We start from the raw sequence: 21,780 nt of genomic DNA, 5'->3' as shown, positions 1-21,780 counted from the left end.
CGCTCAAGGAACAGTGTGGAGTGCGCTCACTTGAAGTGCAAGGAGGCGTCAGGGAGCAGTGGAGGATCAGTCGAGTTCGGCGACGACGGACGACACCACGTCACGCAACGAGCCGGTACGTGCGAACACCTCGTGCTGGCGGTTGTAGCTGACACCGCGGGCCACGATGTCGGCGACAGACGCCAGCTCGGCTGAACACCCGAGGGACGCGGCGACCGGCTCGAGTCGCACGAGCAGTTCGGCGAGATCCTCGGTCACGAGGCGCTCTGCGCAGTCGGAGTCTTCGATGATGATCGCGTCGATGCCGTATCGCGCCGCACGCCACTTGTTCTCCTGCACCAGCCACGGCGCCATCTGAGGGAGAGTCTCGCCTGCGGTGAGGCGGCGGTCCAGGTCGACGATCAGGCAGTGGATCAGCGCGACGAGTCCCGCGAGTTCCTGCCTGTTCGACACGCCGTCGCACACACGGACTTCGATGGTCCCCAGGTGAGGCGACGGGCGGATGTCCCACCGGATCTCGTTCAGGTGGTCGATGATCCCCGTGGTCATCTGGTCGGCGGCGAACGCCTCGAACTCCGCCCACTTCTCGAACTGGAACGGCAGTCCCGCTGTAGGGAGTTGCTGGAACATCATGGCGCGGTTGCTCGCGTAACCAGTCTCATGACCGCCCCACATCGGCGACGACGCCGACAGCGCCAAGAGATGCGGATAGTACTTGAGCAGCGACGACAGGACCGGCAGCACCTTGTCGCGGTGGCTGATCCCGACGTGCACGTGGACGCCCCAGATCAACATCTGCCGACCCCACCACTGCGTGCGGGAGATCAGTTCTGCGTAGCGCGGTCCCTCGGTGAGCTGCTGAGCCGACCACTCCGCGAACGGGTGGGTACCCGCGCCGTACAAGTCGACGCCGATCTCGTCGGTCAGCCCGCGGACCACCTCGAGGGTCGCGCCGAGATCGGTCATCGCCTCATCGACCGTGTGGCAGATCCCGGTCACCAGCTCAACCGTGTTACTGAGCAGTTCCTTGTGGATCCGCCCGGCCCGGTCGACACCACGTGCGGCGATCAACTCGAAGAGGTCTGGTGCCGCGTTCGTCAGGTCACGGGTGTCTCGGTCGACGAGCGCGAGCTCCCATTCCACGCCCAGTGTCGGCTCTGGCGAACCGACGAACGGAATCGGTGTGATCGGGACCCCCACTGCCGCGACCTCTGAACCCTGTTAGGCGCGGCCTGCGATGACACCACACGCTTCACGCTGGGTGCCGTCCGAGTCGCCGACCTTGTGAACGACGATCGCCTTTCCGCGGATGTCGTTGACCTTGAACGCATCGGTCGACTTGCTGAGGGTTCCGGTTCCGTTCTTCAGAACCGTGATCGAACCGAGGTCCCCGCTCTCCGGCTTGCCGGTGTGGCCGCCCACCTGGAGGTGGTCGCCCGCCGAGGCGAACTTCGTGGAGGCTTCGCACTTGCCGACAGAGTGGATGTGGACACCGTGCTCGCCCGCCTCCAGACCCGACAGGCGGATGTTGAACGTCACGGCGTCGTCTTCTGTGGTGAAGGTCGCCGAACCGACGTTGTTGCCCGCGATGTTGACGATCGTGACGGTCGCCGCGTCGCTGTTGGAACGCTGAACGCCTGCGTTGACGTCGTCGCCCGGCTGAACCTGGTCGCCGGTGATCACTGCCGGCCGGGTGCCGGGGACGTCGGAGGGGTGCTCGTCCGGCGAGCAGCCCGCGAGGACGGCTCCTGCGGCACCGGCCGCAGCGACCACTGCCAGGACTCGGGTGGTCGAGATTCCGGTGAGGTTACGGGCGAACATGACGCTCCTTAGATCGCGTGATGGAGAGGGCTGAGGTCATTTGGTCACGACCACGACGGCGAGTTCGCCGGGGCATTTGGTGAACGCTGCGGGGCGCTCGGTCACGTCGGCGCCGCCCGGCACGGATTCCGCGACCTTCTTGGCCGCCGATTCCTTGCCCGCGCCGTAGAAGATCGTGTTCTCGCTGATGCTGGCGGTGGAGAGGTTCGCGGCCTCGCTGACCGTGAAGCCCGCAGCCTTCAGCGCATCCGACACCTCGCCGGCGAGACCGGTCTGAGTGCCCGCGTTGAGGACACACATCGTCCCGACGTCGGCAGCGTCTGTCACCGTGCTGGGTGCAGCCGACGTGGACTCCTTCTTCGAAGTCGAAGCCGGAGGCGTCTGGCCTGCGGACGCGCTGGTTTGAGTGTCCGCGAGATCGGCTTTGCCGTCGTCACCGCTCGTGGCCGCGCTGTGCCATCCGAGGCCGATGCAGACCACGGCGATCGCAAGCAGGAGCATCGCTCCCGCTCGGAGCGGAAGCCGGTTGGTTTCTCGGTCAGCTTTCATCACGGCAACTTTAGCTCACGACGTCGCGTAGTACGTCTAGGGCGTGTCTGGAGAATCCCGCGCGGTGGTCGGCGCACGGCGCGGCGAGACCTTTCGACTCGCCTCAGATGTCGAAGCCGAGACGGCGGGCGGCGCGCGCCTTCTGTCGCGATGCACGCAGGCGGCGCAGCCGCTTGACGAGCATCGGGTCGACTGCGAGCGCCTCCGGCCGATCGACCAGCGCATTCAGGATCTGGTAGTAGCGGGTTGCGGACAGGCTGAAGAGTTCCTTGACGGCCTCTTCCTTCGATCCCGCGTACTTCCACCACTGGCGTTCGAACGCCAGGATGTCGTGTTCGCGCCGGGTGAGCCCGTCGGCCGCTACCTCGTGCGGGTCGGCGGGCAGAGTGTTCTGCGCAGCGGCGACCGAGTCGTCGTCCTTGGGGGTTCGCGCGGTTGCGCCGTCCATCTCGCTCCCTTACCGAATGCCGTCGAAATGCATGTCGCCGAGTGTCCACTGCCGAAAGTGCTTCCGCTCGCGCAAAGTCCCCGCCCGCCCGAGCCGCCGGGCTCGAGGAGGAATCACACGCGTGTGGTTTCGCCGATGAGTCTAACCACTGGAGACGTGTCACCTCACGACGACACGCACCGGCGACGACGACACGTTGCGCCGGTAAAGTGTTCAGCCATGGCAATTCTTCCGATCTGCATCGTCGGCGAACCGGTTCTGCACGCGCCGACGACTCCCGTCGAGCTCGACGACAAGGGCGTCCCGTCAGCGGAGATCATCACCCTTCTCGACGACATGTACGAGACCATGGACGCCGCGAACGGCGTCGGTCTTGCCGCGAATCAGGTCGGCCGCGACCTGCGGATGTTCGTCTACGACTGCCCTGACGGCGGCGTACGACGCCGCGGCGAGGTGATCAACCCGGTGCTCGAGACGTCGGAGATCCCGGAGACGATGCCCGACCCCGACGACAACGACGAGGGCTGCCTGTCGGTGCCCGGCGAGGGCTTCCCGACCGGGCGCGCGGACTGGGCGAAGGTCGTCGGCACCGACCGCGCCGGGGAGCGCGTCGAGATCGAGGGCACCGGGTTCTTCGCGCGCATGCTGCAACACGAGACCGGCCATCTCGACGGCTACCTGTACGTCGATGTCCTCGTCGGACGTAACGCGCGCGCCGCGAAGAAGGCGATCAAGCGCAACGGATGGGGCGTACCAGGGCTCACCTGGACCCCCGGCGAGGTCCGCGATCCATTCGGACACGACGACGACTGAGCGTGAGCACTCCCGACCCGGTCGTCGGCGACCGGGTTGTCGTCCGCTACCGGCTCACGCACGAAACACCCGCCGATTGGCGGGACAGTCCGAATCCAGCTCTGCCGCACAGCCCGACGTTGTCGGATGTGACCGGCGTGCTCGTCGCCGCCGACGCGGATCGCTTCGTCGTGCGGCGCGACGACGTGGAGCACACGATCCCACGAGCCGCGATCACCGCCGTCCGAACACTGTCGCGGAGAGTGGTCCGCAATTCGGAGATCCGCGATGTCGAGCGTGCGTTGTGTGCCGCGGCGGGTGGTGATCACATCGAGATCGACGGCTGGTCGCTACAAGCGGGCGGTGTCGGCCTCCGCGGCGACCTGGCGGTTCCGGTCGGAGTCACCGCGTCGTCGGTTGCACTGCCGGAGGTCCGATCCTGGTACGCCGACCGGGGTCGGCAGCCTCGCGCACTTCTGCCGGATCGTCTAGTGCGGTCCGGATCGATCCCCGTTGTCGACGCCGGATTCGACGTCGAGGTACTCGTCGCCGACATGGCGCCGACAGTCGACGCCATCGAGTTCGCCCCCGACCGATGGGCGACGACCCTCGCGACCGGCGATCGAACCGCACGAGAGGCCGCTCGGCGCGCTGGACTGGTGCTCCACCACACCGCGCACATCCACTCGGTGTGAGCACCGAGACGGTGACGCCGCCCGATGCGGCAGCATCCGGACGAGCCGCTACCGTGGACGATGATGTCCTCCCCCACTGACACCCCCGAACACTCCCGTCGACGCATGGCCGCATCCGCGCTAGGCGTACTGGTACTGCTGGCCGTCGTTGCGCTGACCTGGTGGATCGACGGCCGCAGCTCCACCGACGAGGCGACTCCTGCATCATCGTCGATGAGCATCGTCGACGGCAGCAAAGCCAGTCCGGCCGACCGCTCGCGCACCGAGAAGCCGGGGCCGTCGGACACACCCGCACGCGTGCAGCAGACCCTGCAATACGTCGATGCCGGCGACTGGCCCGCAGCGGCGAACGCTCCCGGCACCCATGGCGGAGACGTGTTCCGCAACAACGAGCGCCGTCTGCCGTCGAAAACGTTGAAAGGCAAGCGGATCACGTACCGCGAGTGGGACGTCAATCCGAAGCAGCGCGGTCGTGGCCGCGACGCCGAACGCATCGTGACCGGAAGCGACGGCTCGGCCTACTACACGCTCGATCACTACGAGACGTTCACCAAGATCCGAGGCCCGTCCGCATGAGCATCGACGAGTTCGTCCGCACCGGCGTCGTGGGCGTCACGCCGGCCGTGCCCTCACTCTTCGGCACCGGGGTCGTCGCGCGACGAGTCGACGCCACCGACATCAGCACCGTCGACGACCTGCTCGACGCCTTTGCACTTGCCTGGGACTTCCCTGATCACTTCGGCTTCAACCGGGACGCCCTCGATGACTGCATGCGCGATCTCCCCATTGACCTGCGCACCCCAGAAGGCACTGCCTCCACCGGCTACCTGACCGTTGTCGGCCACGGGGATCGCTTGCTGGCGGCCGAGGCGGACGCCCTCGAGTGGTTCGCCGAGTCGGTCGAGTTCTGGCACGAGCACCACCGCGCCCACGGGCGGTCGTTCGCGGTCCTGCTCGTCTCCGACGCTCCCGACACCGTCCGCGACAGGTGGTCCGGGACAGGGGTTTCCATCGTGGCCGTCTCCGGGAGAGACTGAACGTCATGCGGTTGGCCACCTGGAATGTGAACTCGATCCGCGCCCGGTCAGAGGATGTCGTCGCGTGGATGACCAGGCACGCCGTGGATGTCCTCGCCATCCAGGAGACGAAGTGCTCCGACGATCAGTTCCCGGTGATGAGCTTCATCGCCCACGGCTACGACGTCGCGTTCCACGGAAGCGGCGGCTACAACGGTGTCGCCATCGCATCCCGTGTCGGCCTGCAGGATGTTCACCTCGGCTTCGACGGTGAGCCGGAGTACAACGGTGTCCGCGAGGCCCGAGCGATGTCGGCGATGTGCGGAGACGTCCGCGTGTGGAGCTTGTACGTCCCCAACGGACGGGCACCGGGCGATCCGCATCTCGCGTACAAACTCGACTGGCTCAACACTCTCGCCGGAGTGATGCAGTTGGAACTGACACACGACCCGGCCGCCCAGATCGCGCTCGCAGGCGACTGGAACGTTGCGCCGACCGACGACGACGTCTGGGACGTCGACTACTTCGCCGAACGAACGCACACGTCGGACGCCGAGCGTGGCGCATTCCGCGCGTTTGTCGACGCCGGGTACGCCGACAGCGCGGCACCGTTCACGCCGGGCCCCAACACCTACACGTTTTGGGACTACACCGCGGGCAGGCATCAAAAGAACGAAGGCATGCGGATCGACTTCGCTCTATGCTCTCCTGCGTTGAACGACCGCGTCCACGACGCCTTCATCGACACCGCCGCTCGCGCCGCCAAAGGCGCCAGCGATCACGCACCGGTCGTCCTCGACCTCTCCTGACTTCCCGCCCCTCCCCTTCGGAAGCTCGCCGCCTAGCGGAACGAGCCCGCCCCACTGCTCCCCGCAACAAGCTCGCCCCACTGCTCCTTACAACGAGCTCGCCGTACTGCTCCTTGAGCGAGCGGAGCGAGTCGAAAGGTGTTGACCCGCAAACCTTTCGACTCGCAAGCTCGCTCAAGGAGCAGTAAGAACGAGATCGCTCAAGGAGCAGTAGGAGCGAAACCGCTCAAGGAGCAAGAGGAGCGAAATTCACGCACGAAGCAGGAGATGCGAAACTCGCTAAGCGCATTGCGCACGGCTTCTCAACGAGCAGTGGGAGCGATCAGGCGAACGGCTTCCCGACGCGCCAGTACGCACGCGACTTCACGCCGCCGCGCCCGAGCTTGAAGTCCGCGCGGAACGCCGCGGTGACAGCACGGGTGCTCGCGGCGTCGAGCGCCACCCACGCGTGCGCGCCCGACGCGTCGAACGCCGCAGTCTTGACGGCCTCGAGGAGTCCCTGCCCGTCGCGCTCGCGGCGGACCCAGTGAACGGTGTCCTGTGAACGGGCACGCAGCGGCAGGTCACGGTCGTCGTCGTGGGTGTACTCGAACCAGAGAGTGGCAGCAACGCCGGTCCCGGTCGCAGTGAACGCGTCGAGCAGGGAGTTGACGGCGGCAAGCGAGGCGGTGTCGCCGGCGAGCAACCATTGAGTGGGAGCCGGGTCGGGCATGTCGAACTTGCTGACCATCACGGAGACGGACAGCTGGTCGCCGACCTCGGCGTTCTGCGCCCACCGAGCGGCCGGTCCGTCATGGAGGGTGAACTCGAGATGGAACGTGTCGGTCGCCGGGTCCGGATCCACAAGCGTGTATCCACGCTGGTGAAGGGCGCCGTCGGACGGGAACCATCCACGAACCCACATGGTCGGGTGCACGGGGATCTCGGCCAGCAGGCCGCCTCCGGTGAATCCGAGCCGCACGTAGTGCTCGGTGACCGTCTCCACGCCGGTCACGGTCAAGACGAAGTCGTCCGCGCGGAACGCCTTCATGATCGCGCCTTGCCAACCGCGCGACGGCTGCTTCTTCTCGCTCATACAGGCCCACCTCCTTAGATGAGGTAAGCCTAACCGACCCCTCAGGCGGGAGCGAGAGCAACTACGCCGGGATGCTCGTCGACGTATCGCTTGGTGAACGTGCACAACGGCCGGACACGCAGACCCTGGTCTCGCATGTACTCCATGGCATTGCCGGTGAGGCGGGTGGCCAGACCGTGTCCGGAGTATTCGTCGTACAGCACGGTGTGCAGGATGGTGGCCGTCTGTTCCCCAGCGTCGATGCGATAACCGAGGACCCCAACGAGATCGCCTGCCACCCAGAGTTCGAACCGCTCACGGTCGGGATTGTGGACGACTTCCGATATCTGCTGCAGCAACGACCGCGCCGAACGATGCGGCGGGTGATGACGATGGTTCCCGAGACGGTTCCTCAGATGCATGACACCTCCTGTGATGACAGTCACAACCTTACGGTCGCGTAACCATGTGTCGCAAGTCACATCAGTCACATCTGCATCACGTTTAAGCGTCAGCCCGGGCTCTGCCCGGAGCTCAGCGCCATGACGTACGCTGACCAACGTGCCCCTCTTCGCTCCGGCGAACAACGGCGAGCACACACAACTACACACGCGGGGGCTCTCACGATCCGAGGGCTGAGATGGCGACTGGCGGTCGTCGACCGCTCGAACCTGTCCGGGTAATGCCGGCGTAGGGAGGAGAAGTCATGGGCACACCCATGTCTGCAGACAGCGTCACCACAGGCCCGATCCAGGGCAGCACCAAGGAATACCTGCACGTCGACGAACTGCGTGTTCCGCAGCGCCGCGTGCACCTGACCAACGGCGAGCACCTCGACCTGTACGACACCTCGGGTCCGTACACCGATTCGACCGTTGTGATCGACGTCGAGGCCGGTCTGGAGAGAACCCGCGACACCTGGACCAGTCCCGCCCCCGTCGACGGTGTCGCCACCCAGCTCGCATGGGCTCGGGCGGGCGTGATTACCCCGGAGATGCGCTACATCGCCGCCCGCGAGGGCGTCGACGTCGAACTGGTACGCAGCGAAGTCGCGATCGGCCGCGCGGTGATCCCGGCGAACCGCAAGCACCCGGAGTGCGAACCGATGATCATCGGCAAGGCCTTCGCAGTGAAGGTCAACGCCAACATCGGCAACTCGGCGGTCACGTCGTCGATCGCGGAGGAAGTCGAGAAGATGGTGTGGGCCACCCGCTGGGGCGCCGACACCATCATGGATCTCTCAACGGGCAAGGACATCCACGTGACCCGCGAGTGGATCATGCGGAACTCCCCCGTTCCCGTCGGCACCGTGCCGATCTACCAGGCCCTGGAGAAGGTCAACGGCGATCCGACCAAGCTCACCTGGGAGATCTACCGCGACACGGTCATCGAGCAGGCCGAGCAGGGCGTCGATTACATGACAGTGCACGCGGGAGTCCTCCTGCGCTACGTGCCGCTGACCGCGAAGCGTGTCACGGGCATCGTCTCGCGCGGCGGATCGATCATGGCGGCGTGGTGCCTGGCTCACCACACCGAATCGTTCCTGTACACCCACTTCGACGAACTGTGCGAGATCCTGGCACGCTACGACATCACGTTCTCGCTGGGTGACGGCCTACGCCCCGGGTCGATCGCCGACGCCAACGACGAGGCCCAGTTCGCGGAGCTCCGCACCCTCGGCGAACTGACGAAGATCGCCAAGGGCCACGGCGTCCAGGTGATGATCGAGGGCCCGGGCCACGTACCGATGCACAAGATCGCCGAGAACGTCCGCCTGGAAGAGGAGTGGTGCGAGGAGGCGCCGTTCTATACGCTCGGTCCGCTCGCCACCGACATCGCACCCGCGTACGACCACATCACGTCGGCGATCGGCGCCGCGATGATCGCGCAGGCCGGTACCGCGATGCTCTGCTACGTCACCCCGAAGGAACACCTCGGACTGCCGAACAGAGACGACGTGAAAGTCGGCGTCATCACCTACAAGATCGCCGCACACGCCGCCGATCTGGCGAAGGCGCATCCACGGGCACAGGAGCGGGACGACGCCCTCTCGAAGGCGCGATTCGAGTTCCGCTGGACCGACCAGTTCAATCTTGCGCTCGATCCCGACACTGCCCGCGAGTACCACGACGAGACGATGCCCGCCGAACCGGCGAAGACTGCACACTTCTGCTCGATGTGCGGCCCCAAGTTCTGCTCCATGCGGATCTCGGCCGACGTCCGCGCCTACGCCGAGGAGAACAACCTCGTCACCGCGGACGACATCGATCGGAAGATCGCTCAGGAGATGGCCGCGAAGTCCAAGGAGTTCGCGGCCGCGGGCAACCAGGTGTACCTGCCGCTGACCGAGGTTTCGAATGACGGGGTCTCGAAGGAAGAGGTCGCCGCACCGTGACTGATCTGCTGCCCACCGCTGTCCCCGGCGATACGCCGGTCCGCGTCATGACGATCGCCGGGTCCGACTCCGGCGGCGGCGCCGGAATCCAGGCCGACCTTCGGACGTTCGCGCTCCTCGGGCTCCACGGCTGTGTCGCCGTGACCGCGGTGACCGTCCAGAACAGTCTCGGGGTCAGCGGTGTGCAGACGATCGACCCCGATGTGGTGGCCGCGCAGATCCGGACGGTCACCTCCGACATCGGGCTGATGGCCGTGAAGACGGGGATGCTGGCGACCGCCGAGATCATCTCGGCGATCGCCGACGCGTGCACCGAGGTCGGCATCGGCGGCGGAGGGGTGCCGCTGGTGGTCGACCCGGTGTGCGCGTCGATGCACGGCGACCCCCTGCTTGCGGCCGATGCCCTCGACACCCTGGTGGGACGCATGTTCCCACTGGCCGACATCGTGACGCCGAACCTCGACGAGGTTCGGCTCATCACCGGTATCGACGTCGTCGACGCCGACACTCAACGAGCGGCCGCACGAGCGCTGCGAGATCGTGGCGCACGGTGGGCGTTGGTGAAGGGCGGGCACCTTCGCGGCAGTGACCGCAGCCCCGACCTGCTGTTCGACGGTGACGACTACATCGAGATCGACGGACCTCGAATCGACACGGCGCACGATCACGGAGCAGGTGACACCCTCGCGGCCGCGATCTGTAGCGCGCTGGCCCACGAGTACTCGGTGCCCGACGCGGTGGCGTTCGCAAAGGGCTGGGTGACGCGCGGCCTGGAGTCCGCATACCCGCTCGGCGCAGGCCACGGCCCCGTCAATCCCCTCTGGCGCGTCGGCTGACCGACTCGCCGCCCCCGTGCCCAAGCGACTGTCCGCTGTTCCTTGAGCACGCGACTGTCCGCTGTTCCTTGAGCGAGCGGCTCTCCACTGTTCCTTGAGCGAGCGGCTCTCCACTGTTCCTTGAGCGAGCGGCTCTCCACTGTTCCTTGAGCGAGCGGAGCGAGTCGAAAGGCCAGCATCAACAACCAGGACGCCTTTCGACTCGCAAGCTCGCTCAAGGAGCGGTGGGCTCGACCGTCGCGCGAGAAGCAGGACGATCAGCGGTTCTGCTGGCGACGGATCTCGTTCTTGGCGAGGGAGTTCTTGTGAACCTCGTCCGGGCCGTCCGCGAAGCGGAGGGTGCGGATCGCCGCGTACGACTCCGCGAGCGGGAAGTCCTGCGACAGGCCACCTGCGCCGTGCGTCTGGATCGCCTTGTCGAGAATCCACTGGACGGTGCGCGGAGTGGCGATCTTGATCGCCTGGATCTCCGTGTGCGCACCCTTGTTGCCGACCGTGTCCATCAGCCACGCAGTCTTGAGGACCAGCAGCCGCAGTTGCTCGACGCGGACCCGCGACTCGGCGATCCAGTCGCGGATCACGCCCTGCTCGGCGAGCGGACGACCGAATGCGACGCGGTTCGACGCGCGGTCGCACATCAGCTCGATGGCACGCTCGGCGAGGCCGATCGCACGCATGCAGTGATGGATGCGGCCGGGTCCGAGACGGGCCTGCGCGATCGCGAATCCCGCACCTTCGGAGGCGATGATGTTCTCCACCGGGACACGGACGTCGGTGAACCGCAGTTCGGCGTGGCCGCCGTGGCTGTGATCGTCGTATCCGAACACCTCCATCGGACGGACCACTTCGAGCCCGGGAGTGTCCCGCGGAACGAGGACCTGGGACTGCTGCGCGTGGCGCGGGGCGTCCGGGTCGGTTTTGCCCATCACGACGAAGATCTTGGCGTTGGGGTTCATCGCGCCGGTGATCCACCACTTGCGGCCGTTGATGACGTACTCGTCACCGTCCCGCACGATCGACAGTCCGATGTTGGTGGCGTCCGAGCTCGCGACGTCGGGTTCGGTCATGGCGAACGCCGACCGGATCTGACCGTCCAGCAGCGGCTCGAGCCACTGGGCCTTCTGCGCGTCGGTGCCGAACTCGTTCAGCACCTCCATGTTGCCGGTGTCCGGAGCCGAGCAGTTGAACACGGCAGGCGCCAGGTGACCGCTGCGCCCGGTGATCTCGGCGATCGGCGCGTACTGCAGATTCGTCAGGCCGGCGCCGCCCTCTCCGGGCAGGAAGAAGTTCCAGTACCCACGGCTGCGGGCCTCGGCGCGCAGTTCCTGCAGGATCGGCATGGAGTCCCATGCCCACCGGTCGTCACCCGCGGCGAGCAGCTGATCGTGGAACACCTTCTCCGCCGGGTACACATGCGATTCCATGAACGCTGTGACACCCTCGACGAGTTCGGCGGTCTTCGCGTCGAATCCGAAATCCATCTCAGTTCTCCTTCAGTGCGGCCAGTCCGGCGTCGAGCAGCGGGAAGACGCCCGCACCGACGTCGGCGAAGCCTTCGCCGACTGTCTGCCCTTGACCGAACCGGTAATAGATGCCCTCGACGATGCCGGCGAGCTTGAAGCATGCGAGGGCGAGGTAGAAGCCGAAATCTCCGAGATCGCGGTGGCTCGCCGCGGCGTAGCGGGCAATCACCTCGTCTTCGGTGAGATATCCGGGAGCTTGGTTGACGTCACTGACCGCGCCCTGGGTGATGGCGGCGAAACGTCCGTAGACCAGCATCAATGCGAGATCGGTCAGGGAGTCGCCGATCGTCGCGAGTTCCCAGTCGATGACGGCGGCCGGTCGGTCGTCGGGGTCGACGAGCACGTTGTCGAGCCGGTAGTCGCCGTGCACGATCCCCGGTGCGCCGTCGGCCGGGACGCGTTCGGCGAGCTGCGCGTAGAGCGCTTCCATCGTCGGCAGATCACGGGTGTGTGCGGCGGCGAACTGCTTGCGCCACCGTTCCACCTGCCGTCCGAGGAAACCCTCTGGACGTCCGGCATCTGCGAGTCCGACCTCGGCTGGGTCGACGTGATGGAGGTCGACGAGCGTGTCGACGAGTCGCTCGGAGATGGCCTTCGTGCGGACCTCGCCCAGAGCGCGCAGCTCATGCTGCGAGCGGTAGGGGACGCCGTTCACGTCGGACATCACGTAGAACGGTGCGCCTAGCACGTCGACGTCGTCACAGAACGCGTACATGTGCGGAACCGGCACCGACGTCGGCGCGAGAGCCGACATCATCCGATGCTCGCGACCCATGTCGTGGGCGGTCGCCAGCAGCTTTCCGACGGGCGGTCGCCGCAGAATCCACGTCGACGCACCGTCTGAGATGCGATACGTGAGATTCGACTTGCCACCCGCGATGAGCGTGGCCGACAGGTCGCTACCGGCGCCGTCTACGTGCGACGGCAGCCAGGAGCCGAGGATCTTCAGGTCCAGCCCCGGCGTGTCGACGTCCCCCGACATCAGAACACCAGGACCGAGACGGTCTCGGCGACGCAGACGGGCTTGTCGCCGCCCTCGCGCTCGACGGTCACGCGCGCGACCACCTGGTGCCCCGCCGGGGTCTCGGTGACCGAGGCGATCTCGACGCCCGCGCGCAGCCGCGACCCGACGGGGACGTGGGACGGGAAGCGAACCTTGTTGCTGCCGTAATTGACGCCCATCTTGGTGCCCTCGACCTTGTACACCTGCCAGGAGAGCATCGGGATCAGGGACAGGGTGAGGAACCCGTGCGCGATGGTCGTGCCGAAGGGACCCTCGGCTGCCCTCTCGGGATCGACGTGGATCCACTGGTGATCACCGGTGGCCTCGGCGAACTTGTCGATGCGCGCCTGGTCCACCTCGACCCAGTCGGAGTACCCGAGGTGCGATCCGACCGCCGCGACGAGTTCGTCCTTGCCGTTGAGAATCTTCATGGTCTTCTCCGCCTCCTCCTTGGACCCGCTCAGTCCTTCGGGCCGCCGGCGACGTACAGGACCTGGCCGGAGACGAAGCCTGCGCCTTCACTCGCGTAGAAGCTGACAGCGTGGGCGATGTCGGCGGGCTCGCCGACACGCTGGACCGGGATCTCCCGGGCGGCGGCGGTCTTGAAGTCGTCGAAGGTGACGCCCATGCGCTCAGCCGTGGCGGCGGTCATCTCGGTGGCGATGAATCCGGGGGCGATCGCATTGGCGGTGACACCGAAGCGTCCGAGTTCGAGGGCGAGGGTCTTCGTGAATCCCTGCATGCCGGCCTTGGCCGCGGAGTAGTTCGCCTGGCCGCGGTTGCCCAGCGCCGACGTCGACGACAGGTTGACGATGCGGCCCCACTTCTCCTTGGTCTGGTACGTCTGCACCTCGCGGGACATCAGGAACGCTCCCCGGAGATGCACGGCCATGACCGAGTCCCAGTCGGAGAGGGTCATCTTGAAGATGAGGTTGTCGCGAATGATTCCGGCGTTGTTGACGAGAATGGTCGGCGCGCCGAGTTCCGCGGCGACTCGCTCGACAGCCGCCTTGACGGCGCCTTCGTCGGAGACGTCCGCACCGACGGCGAGCGCACGTCCGCCGGCGGCGGTGATGCCGTCGACGACGCTCTGGCAGGCGGCTTCGTCGAGATCGAGGACGGCGACGGCGTGGCCGTCAGACGACAGGCGGCGAGCCACTTCGGCCCCGATTCCGCGGGCTGCTCCGGTGACGATCGCTACGCGCTGGGTGGTCATGAGATCTCCTTGTCAAGAGTTGGTCCGCTGCCATAGTCGCCTCAGGTGTGGGCGCGTCGCAGGCGTTTCGCCGCGGACGCACCGCCGGTTCACCGTCAACTTGCTAAGCAAGCGCTTAGTTACGGTGACGCCCACTATGCCGCACACTGTGATGCCCGTCAACCACTTCCGCGATGATGGCCCCCGTCACGACCCAACCGACAAGAAAGCCCCGCTCAGACGATGTTCGTCCGAGCGGGGCTTCTGCCGAGCCGAGAGGTTGAGTCAGGACATGATGCGCTGGCGGTACTCGACCGGGCCGACGCCGTGCCGTGCCTTGAAGCGGTTTCGGAACGTCGCGACCGAGCGGAAACCGGAGGCGGCGGAGATGTTGCCGATCGGCAGCCAGGGGTTCGCGATGAGCATCTCGCGGGCGGTCTCGATACGCGAGTCGGCGATGCGAGTGGCGAGCGAGTTCTCAGTGTTCTCGAACAGGCGATACAGCTGACGCCGCGACAGGTGCAGTTCCGCGGCGATCGAGTCCGGCGTGAAGTCGGGATCACGATGACGGCGCGCGATCAGGTCGAGTGCGGCCTGATGATTGAACAGCGAATCGTCCTGCAAGACGTACCGGTCGTCCGACGCGAGCTCGGCCAGTGCCGCGGTCACGAGGTCGATCGCAGCGAGTTCGGTGTCCCCTGAGGGCGCGGGGAAGTCGGAGGCAGCAGTGTCCGCGGCGAAGCGGCGGACGAACCCTGCCGCAGCACGCGACAACGGAGTGCGACTGTTGATCGGACGTCGCGGCTGCTCCGCCACGAAACGATGCTTGCCGAGCAGCGCGAGGGGGATCACCAGACCCGACGGATCGGAGACGGCCGCCGTCGTCAGCTGGAATTGGGTGGACGTCGAGACGAACAGGAGGTCGCCCGCACCGTACGCATGCTCCTGGCCGGCCTGCCGGACCACCGACTTTCCGCGCATCGACGTGACGGTCACCAGAAGCAGTTCCGACGGGTTGGTCTTGATGCTCTCGGCCGTACGCTCCATCCGGACCGCCGAGTGCAGGGCGCAGAACGTGCCCATCATCGACAGCTCACGCGAGTAGCGGACCGCACGGAACTGCTCGGGATCGTGCGAGGTCACCTCGATGTCGGCGTTCCATTCGGCCACACCGGCGCTTCCGATGAAACGGTCCGGGCGGGACATGCGCTGACGCTCGATGCCGAGTCGCGCTTCCCATGCTGCCACGGTGCGCGGCGTGAGCTGAGTGCCCAGCGTCATCGCGTCATGATTTCGTGCGTGGGGGCGCGCCGTAGCCTGAGCAGGACGCGTCATATTCATGGTTGTCATAGAGATGACCTCAAAAAATCGGGGTTTCAAGGTCGGCTTGGGAGGGAGCCGAGGCGGTTGCCGTGATGAACGTTACTTCCACGAGCAAACTTTCACCAGACTTTCAGGAAGAAATTTGATCGATCGATCTATTGCGGTCCGCGGTACTGTGTACGAACGCCCGATTCCGGCCCAGGCTGGACAGTCCCGTTCGAGGAGCACCCGTTGACCCAGCCTCCTATCCCGCCGTCGTCCGACGACCCGGCGACAGGCGACCCGAACAGCACGCTCCCTCCGTACCAGAACGCTGACCACCAGCATTCGCCCGTCGAATCGAACGAGTACGCCCAGACGCCCTACGGCCCTGTCCCGACCGACCTCTACGGCAGCCAGACCGCCGCGGCGGCCGCAGCCGACAAGAACGCCGTCAATACGGTGGTGCGCCGTTGGCAGATCATCACCGCCGTCGCCTGCGCGGCGGCGGCCATCGTGATCCTCGGATTCTTCATCGTCGGCCAGAAGAGCGGCAGCCCCGCGCCCACTCGCACCGTGACCAGCGTCGCGACCACCACCGAGACGGAAACCGCCTCGGGCACCGCGAAGACGCGCGTCTCAACTCAAACCGCCACCGAGACCGCCGAGCGCACGCAGACCGACACCGAAACCGTGACGCGTACCCGCACCGCTACCGTGACCGACACGGTCACCGACGATCCGCCACCGCCGGTGACGGTGACATGCAAGACCAACGCCGCGGGCACAGAGGAATGCAGCTGAGCGGAGGAGTACGGCATCGCTGCACTCCTCGACGTAGACCGACACTTCGTCAACGAACGCGGCCTTCCTGAAGGCCGCGTTTGTCAGTGAAGGTCGCGACGACGCCCCGCCGCGCCGCTCCCTTCGGGAGCGGCCAAAAAGACGCCATGACCAGATAGAACTGGCCGATTCACGCTGAACCGGCCACCTCCCGTCGTCCCAAGCATCTTTTGAGAACGCCCAGCGCAACCGCACGAGACAACCTCGCCGCGACCCTCAACGACAAACGCGGCCTTCAGGAAGGCCGCGTTTGTTGTTGAAGCGTCGATCTACATCGACGAGAGCCGCGTTTGCCGCGAAAGCCGAGTCAGGCGAGCTTGCGGAGCTCCGGGACGACGTCTTCGGTGAACGCCTCGAGGAAGCGGCGCTGGTCGGCACCGGGGTTGTGGAACACGAGATGGTTCAGGCCCGCGTCGATGTACTGCTTGATCTGGGCGACGGCATCCTCCGGGTCGGATGCGATGATCCACCGCTTGGCGACCTGCTCGATGGGCAGCTCGTCAGCAAGACGTTCCATCTCCACCGAGCTGGTCACCGAGTGCTTCTGCTCCGGCGTCAACGACAGCGGAGCCCAGAAACGGGTCTGTTCGAGGGCCCGGGCGGGGTCGCGATCGTAAGAGATCTTGATCTCGATCATCTTGTCGATGGCGTCGACGTCTCGTTCGGCCTTGGCAGCGCCTTCCTTGACCGCCGGGATCAGCTTCTCGGTGTAGAGGTCCATGCCCTTGCCCGAGGTGCAGATGAATCCGTCACCCGCGCGGCCTGCATAGCGGGCGACGACCGGCCCGCCGGCGGCGATGTAGACGGGCACCGGCTTCTCCGGGATGTCGTACATGTACGCGCCCTTGGTGGAGTAGTAGTCGCCCTCGAAGTCGACCTGGTCGCCCGTCCAGAGCTCACGCATGAGTCTGACCGACTCGCGCAGGCGGGCGAATCGTTCCTTGAACTCCGGCCACTCACCCTGGAACCCGGTGGCGTACTCGTTGAGGGCTTCGCCGGTGCCGACGCCGAGCATCACTCGGTCCGGGTACAGGCAGGCCATCGTGGCGAACGCCTGCGCGACAACAGCGGGGTTGTAGCGGAACGTCGGCGTCATCACCGAGGTGCCCATCTGGATGCGTTCGGTGCGCTCACCGACCGCAGTCATCCATGCGATGGAGAACGGTGCATGACCGCCGTTGTGGCGCCATGGCTGGAAGTGGTCACTGACCGTCACCGAGTCGAGACCGAACTCCTCGGCTGCGACACCGAGTTCCACTAGGTCGCGGGGACCGAACTGTTCTGCCGAGGCCTTGAGGCCGAGCTTGAGCGAAGCCATGCTTCTCCTTCGAGGGGGAGGACGAGGTCGAGTACACGCGCGGGCCGCCCACCGTCGTTCCGTGTGGGCCGTCACACTCGAATCCACCATACGACGACCGCGGATTCGTCCCGCACTGCGGAGCGGGCCTCGGTGGGGCAAAATGACTGCGACGCGGTACTCGTGCGCGTCACCCGACCCAGTTTCGATCCTCGGAGGACATGCACGTGCCGATTCCAGCGGAGTTCCTTCTCGGCGATCGAGCGCCGGCCGGACGAACACTCTGCGATGTCCTCGCCGAGACCGCGCGCACGTACCCCGACGCGCCCGCCATCGACGACGGCGATCAACTCGTCACCTATTCAGAACTGATCGCACTGGTCCGCCGTGTCAGCGGTCGACTCTCCGCCATCGGCGTCGGACGTGGTCACCGCGTCGGCGTGCGCATGCCGTCCGGATCCCGCGACCTCTACATCGCGATCCTCGCGACCCTGTGGGCCGGCGCGGCCTATGTGCCGGTCGACGCCGACGACCCGGACGAGCGCGCGAACCTCGTGTTCGGCGAGGCCGACATCGACGCGTTGTTCGACGCCGACGGCGTTCATCCGCAGTCGGGCCGCGATGCGACGGCGCCGCTCGACGGGCCCGTCGCACCGGTCGGCACCTCCCCCGCCACGCAGACGGACGACGCATGGATCATCTTCACTTCCGGCTCCACCGGCAAGCCGAAGGGCGTTGCGGTGACGCACCGCAACGCCGCCGCGTTCGTCGATGCCGAAGCCGCGCTCTTTCTCCAGGACGAGCCGCTCGGCCCCGGCGACCGGGTTCTCGCCGGACTCTCGGTCGCGTTCGACGCCTCGTGCGAAGAGATGTGGCTGGCCTGGCGAAGCGGCGCATGCCTGGTTCCCGCACCCCGCGCCCTGGTCCGCTCCGGCATGGACCTCGGCCCGTGGCTGGTGAAGCGGGACATCAACGTCGTCTCGACAGTGCCAACTCTCGCATCGATGTGGCCCGCCGAGGCCGTCGAAGCAGTTCGACTCCTGATCTTCGGGGGCGAGGCCTGCCCTCCGGAACTCTCGGACCGTCTGGCCACCGAGGAGCGCGAAGTCTGGAACACCTACGGGCCCACTGAGGCGACCGTCGTCGCTTGCGCTTCGCCGCTGCGTCGCGGGGAACCGGTCCGCATCGGACTTCCTCTCATCGGTTGGGACCTCGCCGTCGTCGACCCGAACGGCGAGCCCGTCGCCGAAGGCGAGTCGGGCGAGCTGGTGATCGGCGGAGTCGGCCTGGCTCGCTACCTCGACCCTGAGAAGGATGCCGAGAAGTACGCTCCCGCACCGACGCTCGGTTGGGAACGCGCATACCGCAGCGGCGACATCGTGACGCTCGACCGCCGCGGTCTGCTGTTCGTCGGGCGTGCCGACGATCAGGTGAAGATCGGCGGACGACGTATCGAGCTCGGCGAGGTCGACAACGCACTGCAGAATCTGCCCGGTGTGAGCGGCGCGGCAACCGCGGTCCGCAAGACCGGATCGGGGTCGTCGATTCTGGTCGGCTACCTCGCGTCTACCGAATCCGACTTCGACATCGCCGCTGCACAGGCCCGACTGCGCGACGAACTGCCCGCAGCTCTCGTGCCCCGCCTCGTCCTCCTCGATGAGCTCCCGACGCGCACGTCCGGCAAGGTCGACCGCGACGCCCTCCCCTGGCCGGTCGCAGGTACCGACGCGGGCGACGGGCCGTCCGATCTCTCCGGCACCGAAGGCTGGCTCGCCGAGCAGTGGGCGAGCGTCCTCGGCGTGACCGTCGGCAGCGCGAAGGCCGACTTCTTCGCCGAAGGCGGCGGGTCACTGTCTGCGGCCCAGCTGGTGACGGCGCTGCGCAGTCGGTACCCGGAGATCACCGTCGCCGACCTCTACGACCATCCGCGACTCGGTTCGCTCGCGGAGATGCTCGACGCTCTCGACCCGTCAGCGGCCGTCGAACCGAGAGTGGTCAAGCCCGTGCCGCTGTCGACGGGAATCGCGCAGACTGTCGCATCGATCCCCCTCGCCACTCTCACCGGCGTCCAGTGGGTCACCTGGCTCGGCGTCGCGAACAACATCGGTCGCGTCGTGGCCGACGCGCTCGGCTACGACGCGCCTTGGCTGATCTCGGTGAACTGGTGGGCCCTGCTCGCCGCATTCATCGTCTTCGTCACGCCGCTGGGTCGCATGACCATCGCGGCAGTCGGCGCTCGCCTCCTCCTCGTGGGTGTCCGCCCTGGTGACTATCCGCGTGGCGGCGGCGTCCACATCCGACTCTGGACCGCCGAACGTCTCATGGCGGCGAGCGGCGCCCACAACCTGTCGGGCGCACCGTGGATGTCGACGCTGGCACGTGCGCTCGGCGCGACGATCGGCGAGGGCGTCGACCTGCATTCACTGCCGCCCGTGACCGGCCTGCTCCGCATCGGCGACGGTGCGGCGATCGAGCCGGAAGTCGACCTCGCAGGTTGGTGGCTCGACGGCGACGTCCTCCGCATCGGGGAGATTGTTGTGAAGCCCGGTGCCACTGTCGGCAGCCGATCGACCCTGCTTCCCGGCGCGATCGTCGGCCGCGACGCCATCGTCGATCCAGGCTCGGCCGTTGTCGGCAAGGTGAAATCTCGTCAGCGCTGGGGCGGCTCCCCGGCGGTGAAGCTCGGCAAGGCCAAGTCGGAGTGGCCGAAGGAACGCCCGCAACCGCGACGCTGGTGGGTGGCCGTGTACGGCCTGACGGCGCTCGCCATCTCCGGTGTCCCCCTGGTGTCACTCGCCGCAGGGCTGGCCGTCGCGAGCAGCTGGGCACTGTCGGCAGACCGGCTGCGCACGGCGACGTGGCGGATGTTGGCGCTCGCGCCGGCCGGCGCCCTCGCCGCGATGGCCGTGTTCGCGATTCTCACCCTGATCATCGTGCGGCTCGCGTCGATCGGCATGACCGCCGGAGTCCACCCGGTCCGCTCCCGCGTGGGCTGGCAGGTGTGGATCACCGAACGCATGATGGACGCCGCCCGCACGTACCTGTTCCCGCTGTATGCGAGCCTGCTGACGCCGTGGTGGTTCCGCGCGCTCGGCGCCTCCATCGGCAAGGGCACCGAGATCTCGACAGCGCTTGTGATCCCCAAGTTCACCACTGTCGGCGACGACTCGTTCCTGGCCGACGACACGCTCGTCGCGTCGTACGAACTCGGCGGCGGCTGGATGCGGATCGGTGAGGCGAAGGTCGGCAAGCGCGCGTTCCTCGGCAACTCGGGCATGATCGCCCCGGACCGCAAGGTCCCCAAGAACGGTCTGGTGGCCGTGCTGTCAGCGGCGCCTCAGAAGGCGAAGAGTGGTTCGAGTTGGCTCGGCAGCCCGCCGGTCCGTCTGCGTCGGACCGCGGCCGAGACCGACTCGTCGCGCACATTTGCTCCGGGATTCGGGGTCAAGGTGGCGCGGAGCGTCGTCGAGACGCTTCGTCTCGTCGCGGTCATGGTGTCGTTCACGATCGGCGTCGCCGTTCTGTTCGCACTTCAGATCACCGCCGACAAGCGCGGCGTAGTGATCGCTGCCCTGATCAGCGGCCTGGTGCTGCTCGCGGCGGGTGCCGTCGCAGGCGCCGTCGCCTGCATCGCCAAGTGGACGGTCGTCGGCCCCATCCGCACCTCGGAGCACCCGCTGTGGAGTTCGTTCGTGTGGCGCAACGAACTGTCCGACGCCTTCGTGGAGACCGTCGCCGCACCGTGGTTCGCAAACGCGGCCACCGGCACCCCTGTGCTGAATCTGTGGCTCCGCTCTCTCGGCGCGAAGATCGGTCGCGGTGTGTGGTGTGAGTCGTACTGGTTGCCTGAAGCCGATCTCGTTGAACTCGGCGACGGTGCGAACGTGCAGCGCGGCTGCGTTGTCCAGACGCACCTGTTCCACGACCGGGTGATGGCCATCGACAGCGTCCGACTCGGCGCAGGCGCCACGCTCGGCCCGCACTGCGTCGCACTACCGGCGTCGGGCATCGGCGAATCGGCGACCGTCGGTCCCGCATCACTCGTGATGCGCGGCGACGTGGTCCCGGCCCACACCACCTGGCAGGGCAACCCGATCGCACCGTGGAACCCGTAGCGCCGTCCACTCTGATTCCTCACCACCTATTGCAGATGCACATCTGCTCACCATGTGAGCAGGCGGCCGGCACCGCCGCTCGCCGCA

Annotated in this window: 21 protein-coding genes and 1 riboswitch; of the genes, 9 read left to right on the top strand and 12 right to left on the bottom strand. The window is 66.7% G+C overall.

Features of this window, described 5'->3' with window-relative positions:
* Positions 1–66: 66 nt before the first annotated feature.
* From JVX90_RS00555 to JVX90_RS00540, 4 genes are all read right to left on the bottom strand, one after another.
* Positions 67–1,200, bottom strand: coding sequence for a glutamate--cysteine ligase (locus JVX90_RS00555; protein ID WP_240193985.1), 1,134 nt, complete (start codon positions 1,198–1,200; stop codon positions 67–69).
* A gap of 21 nt (positions 1,201–1,221) precedes the next feature.
* A complete protein-coding gene (locus JVX90_RS00550) occupies positions 1,222–1,821 on the bottom strand; it encodes a superoxide dismutase family protein (RefSeq protein ID WP_205330568.1) in 600 nt (199 codons plus the stop codon).
* A 36-nt stretch (positions 1,822–1,857) separates the two neighbouring features.
* Positions 1,858–2,370 carry a LytR C-terminal domain-containing protein gene (locus JVX90_RS00545; protein WP_205330567.1) on the bottom strand — a complete coding sequence of 171 codons (513 nt, stop codon included), beginning with the start codon at positions 2,368–2,370 and terminating at the stop codon, positions 1,858–1,860.
* 103 nt (positions 2,371–2,473) lie between these two features.
* Positions 2,474–2,818, bottom strand: coding sequence for a DUF3263 domain-containing protein (locus tag JVX90_RS00540; RefSeq protein ID WP_205330566.1), 345 nt, complete (start codon positions 2,816–2,818; stop codon positions 2,474–2,476).
* Between the two features lie 219 nt (positions 2,819–3,037).
* Between JVX90_RS00540 and JVX90_RS00535 the strand changes: the two genes are divergently transcribed.
* The 5 genes from JVX90_RS00535 (at position 3,038) to JVX90_RS00515 (ending at position 6,130) form a co-directional block, all read left to right on the top strand.
* On the top strand, positions 3,038–3,631 hold the full coding sequence (locus JVX90_RS00535) for a peptide deformylase (protein ID WP_205330565.1): 594 nt from the start codon (positions 3,038–3,040) through the stop codon (positions 3,629–3,631).
* A 2-nt stretch (positions 3,632–3,633) separates the two neighbouring features.
* Positions 3,634–4,305, top strand: coding sequence for a GCN5 family acetyltransferase (locus JVX90_RS00530; protein ID WP_205330564.1), 672 nt, complete (start codon positions 3,634–3,636; stop codon positions 4,303–4,305).
* Between the two features lie 63 nt (positions 4,306–4,368).
* Positions 4,369–4,881, top strand: a complete 513-nt coding sequence (locus tag JVX90_RS00525; protein WP_205330563.1) for a ribonuclease domain-containing protein — start codon at positions 4,369–4,371, stop codon at positions 4,879–4,881.
* Complete coding sequence (locus JVX90_RS00520) at positions 4,878–5,342, top strand: barstar family protein (RefSeq protein ID WP_205330562.1); 465 nt, start codon at positions 4,878–4,880, stop codon at positions 5,340–5,342. The genes JVX90_RS00525 and JVX90_RS00520 overlap by 4 nt, the downstream gene beginning before the upstream one ends.
* A gap of 5 nt (positions 5,343–5,347) precedes the next feature.
* Positions 5,348–6,130, top strand: coding sequence for an exodeoxyribonuclease III (locus JVX90_RS00515; protein ID WP_205330561.1), 783 nt, complete (start codon positions 5,348–5,350; stop codon positions 6,128–6,130).
* A 322-nt stretch (positions 6,131–6,452) separates the two neighbouring features.
* Here the strand turns inward: JVX90_RS00515 and JVX90_RS00510 are convergent, their stop codons facing one another.
* Positions 6,453–7,205, bottom strand: coding sequence for a siderophore-interacting protein (locus tag JVX90_RS00510; protein WP_205330560.1), 753 nt, complete (start codon positions 7,203–7,205; stop codon positions 6,453–6,455).
* Between the two features lie 41 nt (positions 7,206–7,246).
* On the bottom strand, positions 7,247–7,606 hold the full coding sequence (locus tag JVX90_RS00505) for a GNAT family N-acetyltransferase (protein ID WP_205330559.1): 360 nt from the start codon (positions 7,604–7,606) through the stop codon (positions 7,247–7,249).
* Positions 7,607–7,785: 179 nt separating this feature from the next.
* Positions 7,786–7,895, top strand: a riboswitch (TPP riboswitch).
* On the opposite strand from JVX90_RS00505, the gene thiC reads away from it, so the two are divergent.
* Together thiC and thiD are read left to right on the top strand one after the other, a co-directional pair.
* The gene (gene thiC / locus JVX90_RS00500) at positions 7,891–9,579 is read left to right on the top strand and encodes a phosphomethylpyrimidine synthase ThiC (protein ID WP_205330558.1); all 1,689 of its coding nucleotides are present in this window, start codon (positions 7,891–7,893) and stop codon (positions 9,577–9,579) included. (Overlaps the previous riboswitch by 5 nt.)
* Before the next feature lie 47 nt (positions 9,580–9,626).
* A complete protein-coding gene (gene thiD, locus JVX90_RS00495) occupies positions 9,627–10,415 on the top strand; it encodes a bifunctional hydroxymethylpyrimidine kinase/phosphomethylpyrimidine kinase (protein WP_205332199.1) in 789 nt (262 codons plus the stop codon).
* A 257-nt stretch (positions 10,416–10,672) separates the two neighbouring features.
* On the opposite strand, the gene JVX90_RS00490 is transcribed toward thiD, so the two are convergent.
* The 5 genes from JVX90_RS00490 to JVX90_RS00470 all read right to left on the bottom strand — a co-directional run bounded on the left by JVX90_RS00490 (position 10,673) and on the right by JVX90_RS00470 (position 15,417).
* A complete protein-coding gene (locus JVX90_RS00490; protein WP_205330557.1) occupies positions 10,673–11,896 on the bottom strand; it encodes an acyl-CoA dehydrogenase family protein in 1,224 nt (407 codons plus the stop codon).
* Between the two features lies 1 nt (position 11,897).
* Complete coding sequence (locus JVX90_RS00485; RefSeq protein WP_205330556.1) at positions 11,898–12,920, bottom strand: phosphotransferase family protein; 1,023 nt, start codon at positions 12,918–12,920, stop codon at positions 11,898–11,900.
* A complete protein-coding gene (locus JVX90_RS00480) occupies positions 12,920–13,372 on the bottom strand; it encodes a MaoC family dehydratase (protein WP_205330555.1) in 453 nt (150 codons plus the stop codon). The genes JVX90_RS00485 and JVX90_RS00480 overlap by 1 nt, the downstream gene beginning before the upstream one ends.
* A 29-nt stretch (positions 13,373–13,401) precedes the next feature.
* A complete protein-coding gene (locus JVX90_RS00475) occupies positions 13,402–14,157 on the bottom strand; it encodes an SDR family oxidoreductase (RefSeq protein ID WP_205330554.1) in 756 nt (251 codons plus the stop codon).
* Positions 14,158–14,421: 264 nt separating this feature from the next.
* Entirely contained in the window at positions 14,422–15,417 is a 996-nt protein-coding gene (locus tag JVX90_RS00470; RefSeq protein ID WP_240193984.1) for a helix-turn-helix domain-containing protein, read from the bottom strand.
* Between the two features lie 273 nt (positions 15,418–15,690).
* Here JVX90_RS00470 and JVX90_RS00465 point away from each other — a divergent pair, with 273 nt between their 5' ends.
* On the top strand, positions 15,691–16,242 hold the full coding sequence (locus tag JVX90_RS00465) for a hypothetical protein (RefSeq protein WP_205330553.1): 552 nt from the start codon (positions 15,691–15,693) through the stop codon (positions 16,240–16,242).
* A 346-nt stretch (positions 16,243–16,588) separates the two neighbouring features.
* Here JVX90_RS00465 and fgd read toward each other — a convergent pair whose 3' ends face one another.
* Positions 16,589–17,599 (bottom strand): glucose-6-phosphate dehydrogenase (coenzyme-F420), encoded by a 1,011-nt coding sequence (gene fgd / locus JVX90_RS00460; RefSeq protein WP_205330552.1) that lies wholly within the window; start codon positions 17,597–17,599, stop codon positions 16,589–16,591.
* A gap of 200 nt (positions 17,600–17,799) precedes the next feature.
* Between fgd and JVX90_RS00455 the strand changes: the two genes are divergently transcribed.
* Complete coding sequence (locus JVX90_RS00455) at positions 17,800–21,693, top strand: Pls/PosA family non-ribosomal peptide synthetase (protein ID WP_205330551.1); 3,894 nt, start codon at positions 17,800–17,802, stop codon at positions 21,691–21,693.
* The last annotated feature ends 87 nt before the right edge of the window (positions 21,694–21,780 follow it).

Source organism: Gordonia sp. PDNC005 (assembly GCF_016919385.1).
Classification (GTDB): Bacteria; Actinomycetota; Actinomycetes; order Mycobacteriales; family Mycobacteriaceae; genus Gordonia.
The sequence above is the reverse complement of the archived record's forward strand: the minus strand, read 5'-3'. Positions and strand labels throughout refer to the sequence as shown.

What these genes read in the sequence shown, in the direction of transcription:
- JVX90_RS00550 (WP_205330568.1), bottom strand. Translation starts at nt 1,821, where the DNA reads ATGTTCGCCCGTAACCTCACCGGAATCTCGACCACCCGAGTCCTGGCA.
- JVX90_RS00545 (WP_205330567.1), bottom strand. Translation starts at nt 2,370, where the DNA reads ATGAAAGCTGACCGAGAAACCAACCGGCTTCCGCTCCGAGCGGGAGCG.
- JVX90_RS00540 (WP_205330566.1), bottom strand. Translation starts at nt 2,818, where the DNA reads ATGGACGGCGCAACCGCGCGAACCCCCAAGGACGACGACTCGGTCGCC.
- JVX90_RS00535 (WP_205330565.1), top strand. Translation starts at nt 3,038, where the DNA reads ATGGCAATTCTTCCGATCTGCATCGTCGGCGAACCGGTTCTGCACGCG.
- JVX90_RS00525 (WP_205330563.1), top strand. Translation starts at nt 4,369, where the DNA reads ATGTCCTCCCCCACTGACACCCCCGAACACTCCCGTCGACGCATGGCC.
- JVX90_RS00520 (WP_205330562.1), top strand. Translation starts at nt 4,878, where the DNA reads ATGAGCATCGACGAGTTCGTCCGCACCGGCGTCGTGGGCGTCACGCCG.
- JVX90_RS00515 (WP_205330561.1), top strand. Translation starts at nt 5,348, where the DNA reads ATGCGGTTGGCCACCTGGAATGTGAACTCGATCCGCGCCCGGTCAGAG.
- JVX90_RS00510 (WP_205330560.1), bottom strand. Translation starts at nt 7,205, where the DNA reads ATGAGCGAGAAGAAGCAGCCGTCGCGCGGTTGGCAAGGCGCGATCATG.
- JVX90_RS00505 (WP_205330559.1), bottom strand. Translation starts at nt 7,606, where the DNA reads ATGCATCTGAGGAACCGTCTCGGGAACCATCGTCATCACCCGCCGCAT.
- thiC (WP_205330558.1), top strand. Translation starts at nt 7,891, where the DNA reads ATGGGCACACCCATGTCTGCAGACAGCGTCACCACAGGCCCGATCCAG.
- thiD (WP_205332199.1), top strand. Translation starts at nt 9,627, where the DNA reads ATGACGATCGCCGGGTCCGACTCCGGCGGCGGCGCCGGAATCCAGGCC.
- JVX90_RS00490 (WP_205330557.1), bottom strand. Translation starts at nt 11,896, where the DNA reads ATGGATTTCGGATTCGACGCGAAGACCGCCGAACTCGTCGAGGGTGTC.
- JVX90_RS00485 (WP_205330556.1), bottom strand. Translation starts at nt 12,920, where the DNA reads ATGTCGGGGGACGTCGACACGCCGGGGCTGGACCTGAAGATCCTCGGC.
- JVX90_RS00480 (WP_205330555.1), bottom strand. Translation starts at nt 13,372, where the DNA reads ATGAAGATTCTCAACGGCAAGGACGAACTCGTCGCGGCGGTCGGATCG.
- JVX90_RS00475 (WP_205330554.1), bottom strand. Translation starts at nt 14,157, where the DNA reads ATGACCACCCAGCGCGTAGCGATCGTCACCGGAGCAGCCCGCGGAATC.
- JVX90_RS00470 (WP_240193984.1), bottom strand. Translation starts at nt 15,417, where the DNA reads ATGACGCTGGGCACTCAGCTCACGCCGCGCACCGTGGCAGCATGGGAA.
- fgd (WP_205330552.1), bottom strand. Translation starts at nt 17,599, where the DNA reads ATGGCTTCGCTCAAGCTCGGCCTCAAGGCCTCGGCAGAACAGTTCGGT.
- JVX90_RS00455 (WP_205330551.1), top strand. Translation starts at nt 17,800, where the DNA reads ATGCACGTGCCGATTCCAGCGGAGTTCCTTCTCGGCGATCGAGCGCCG.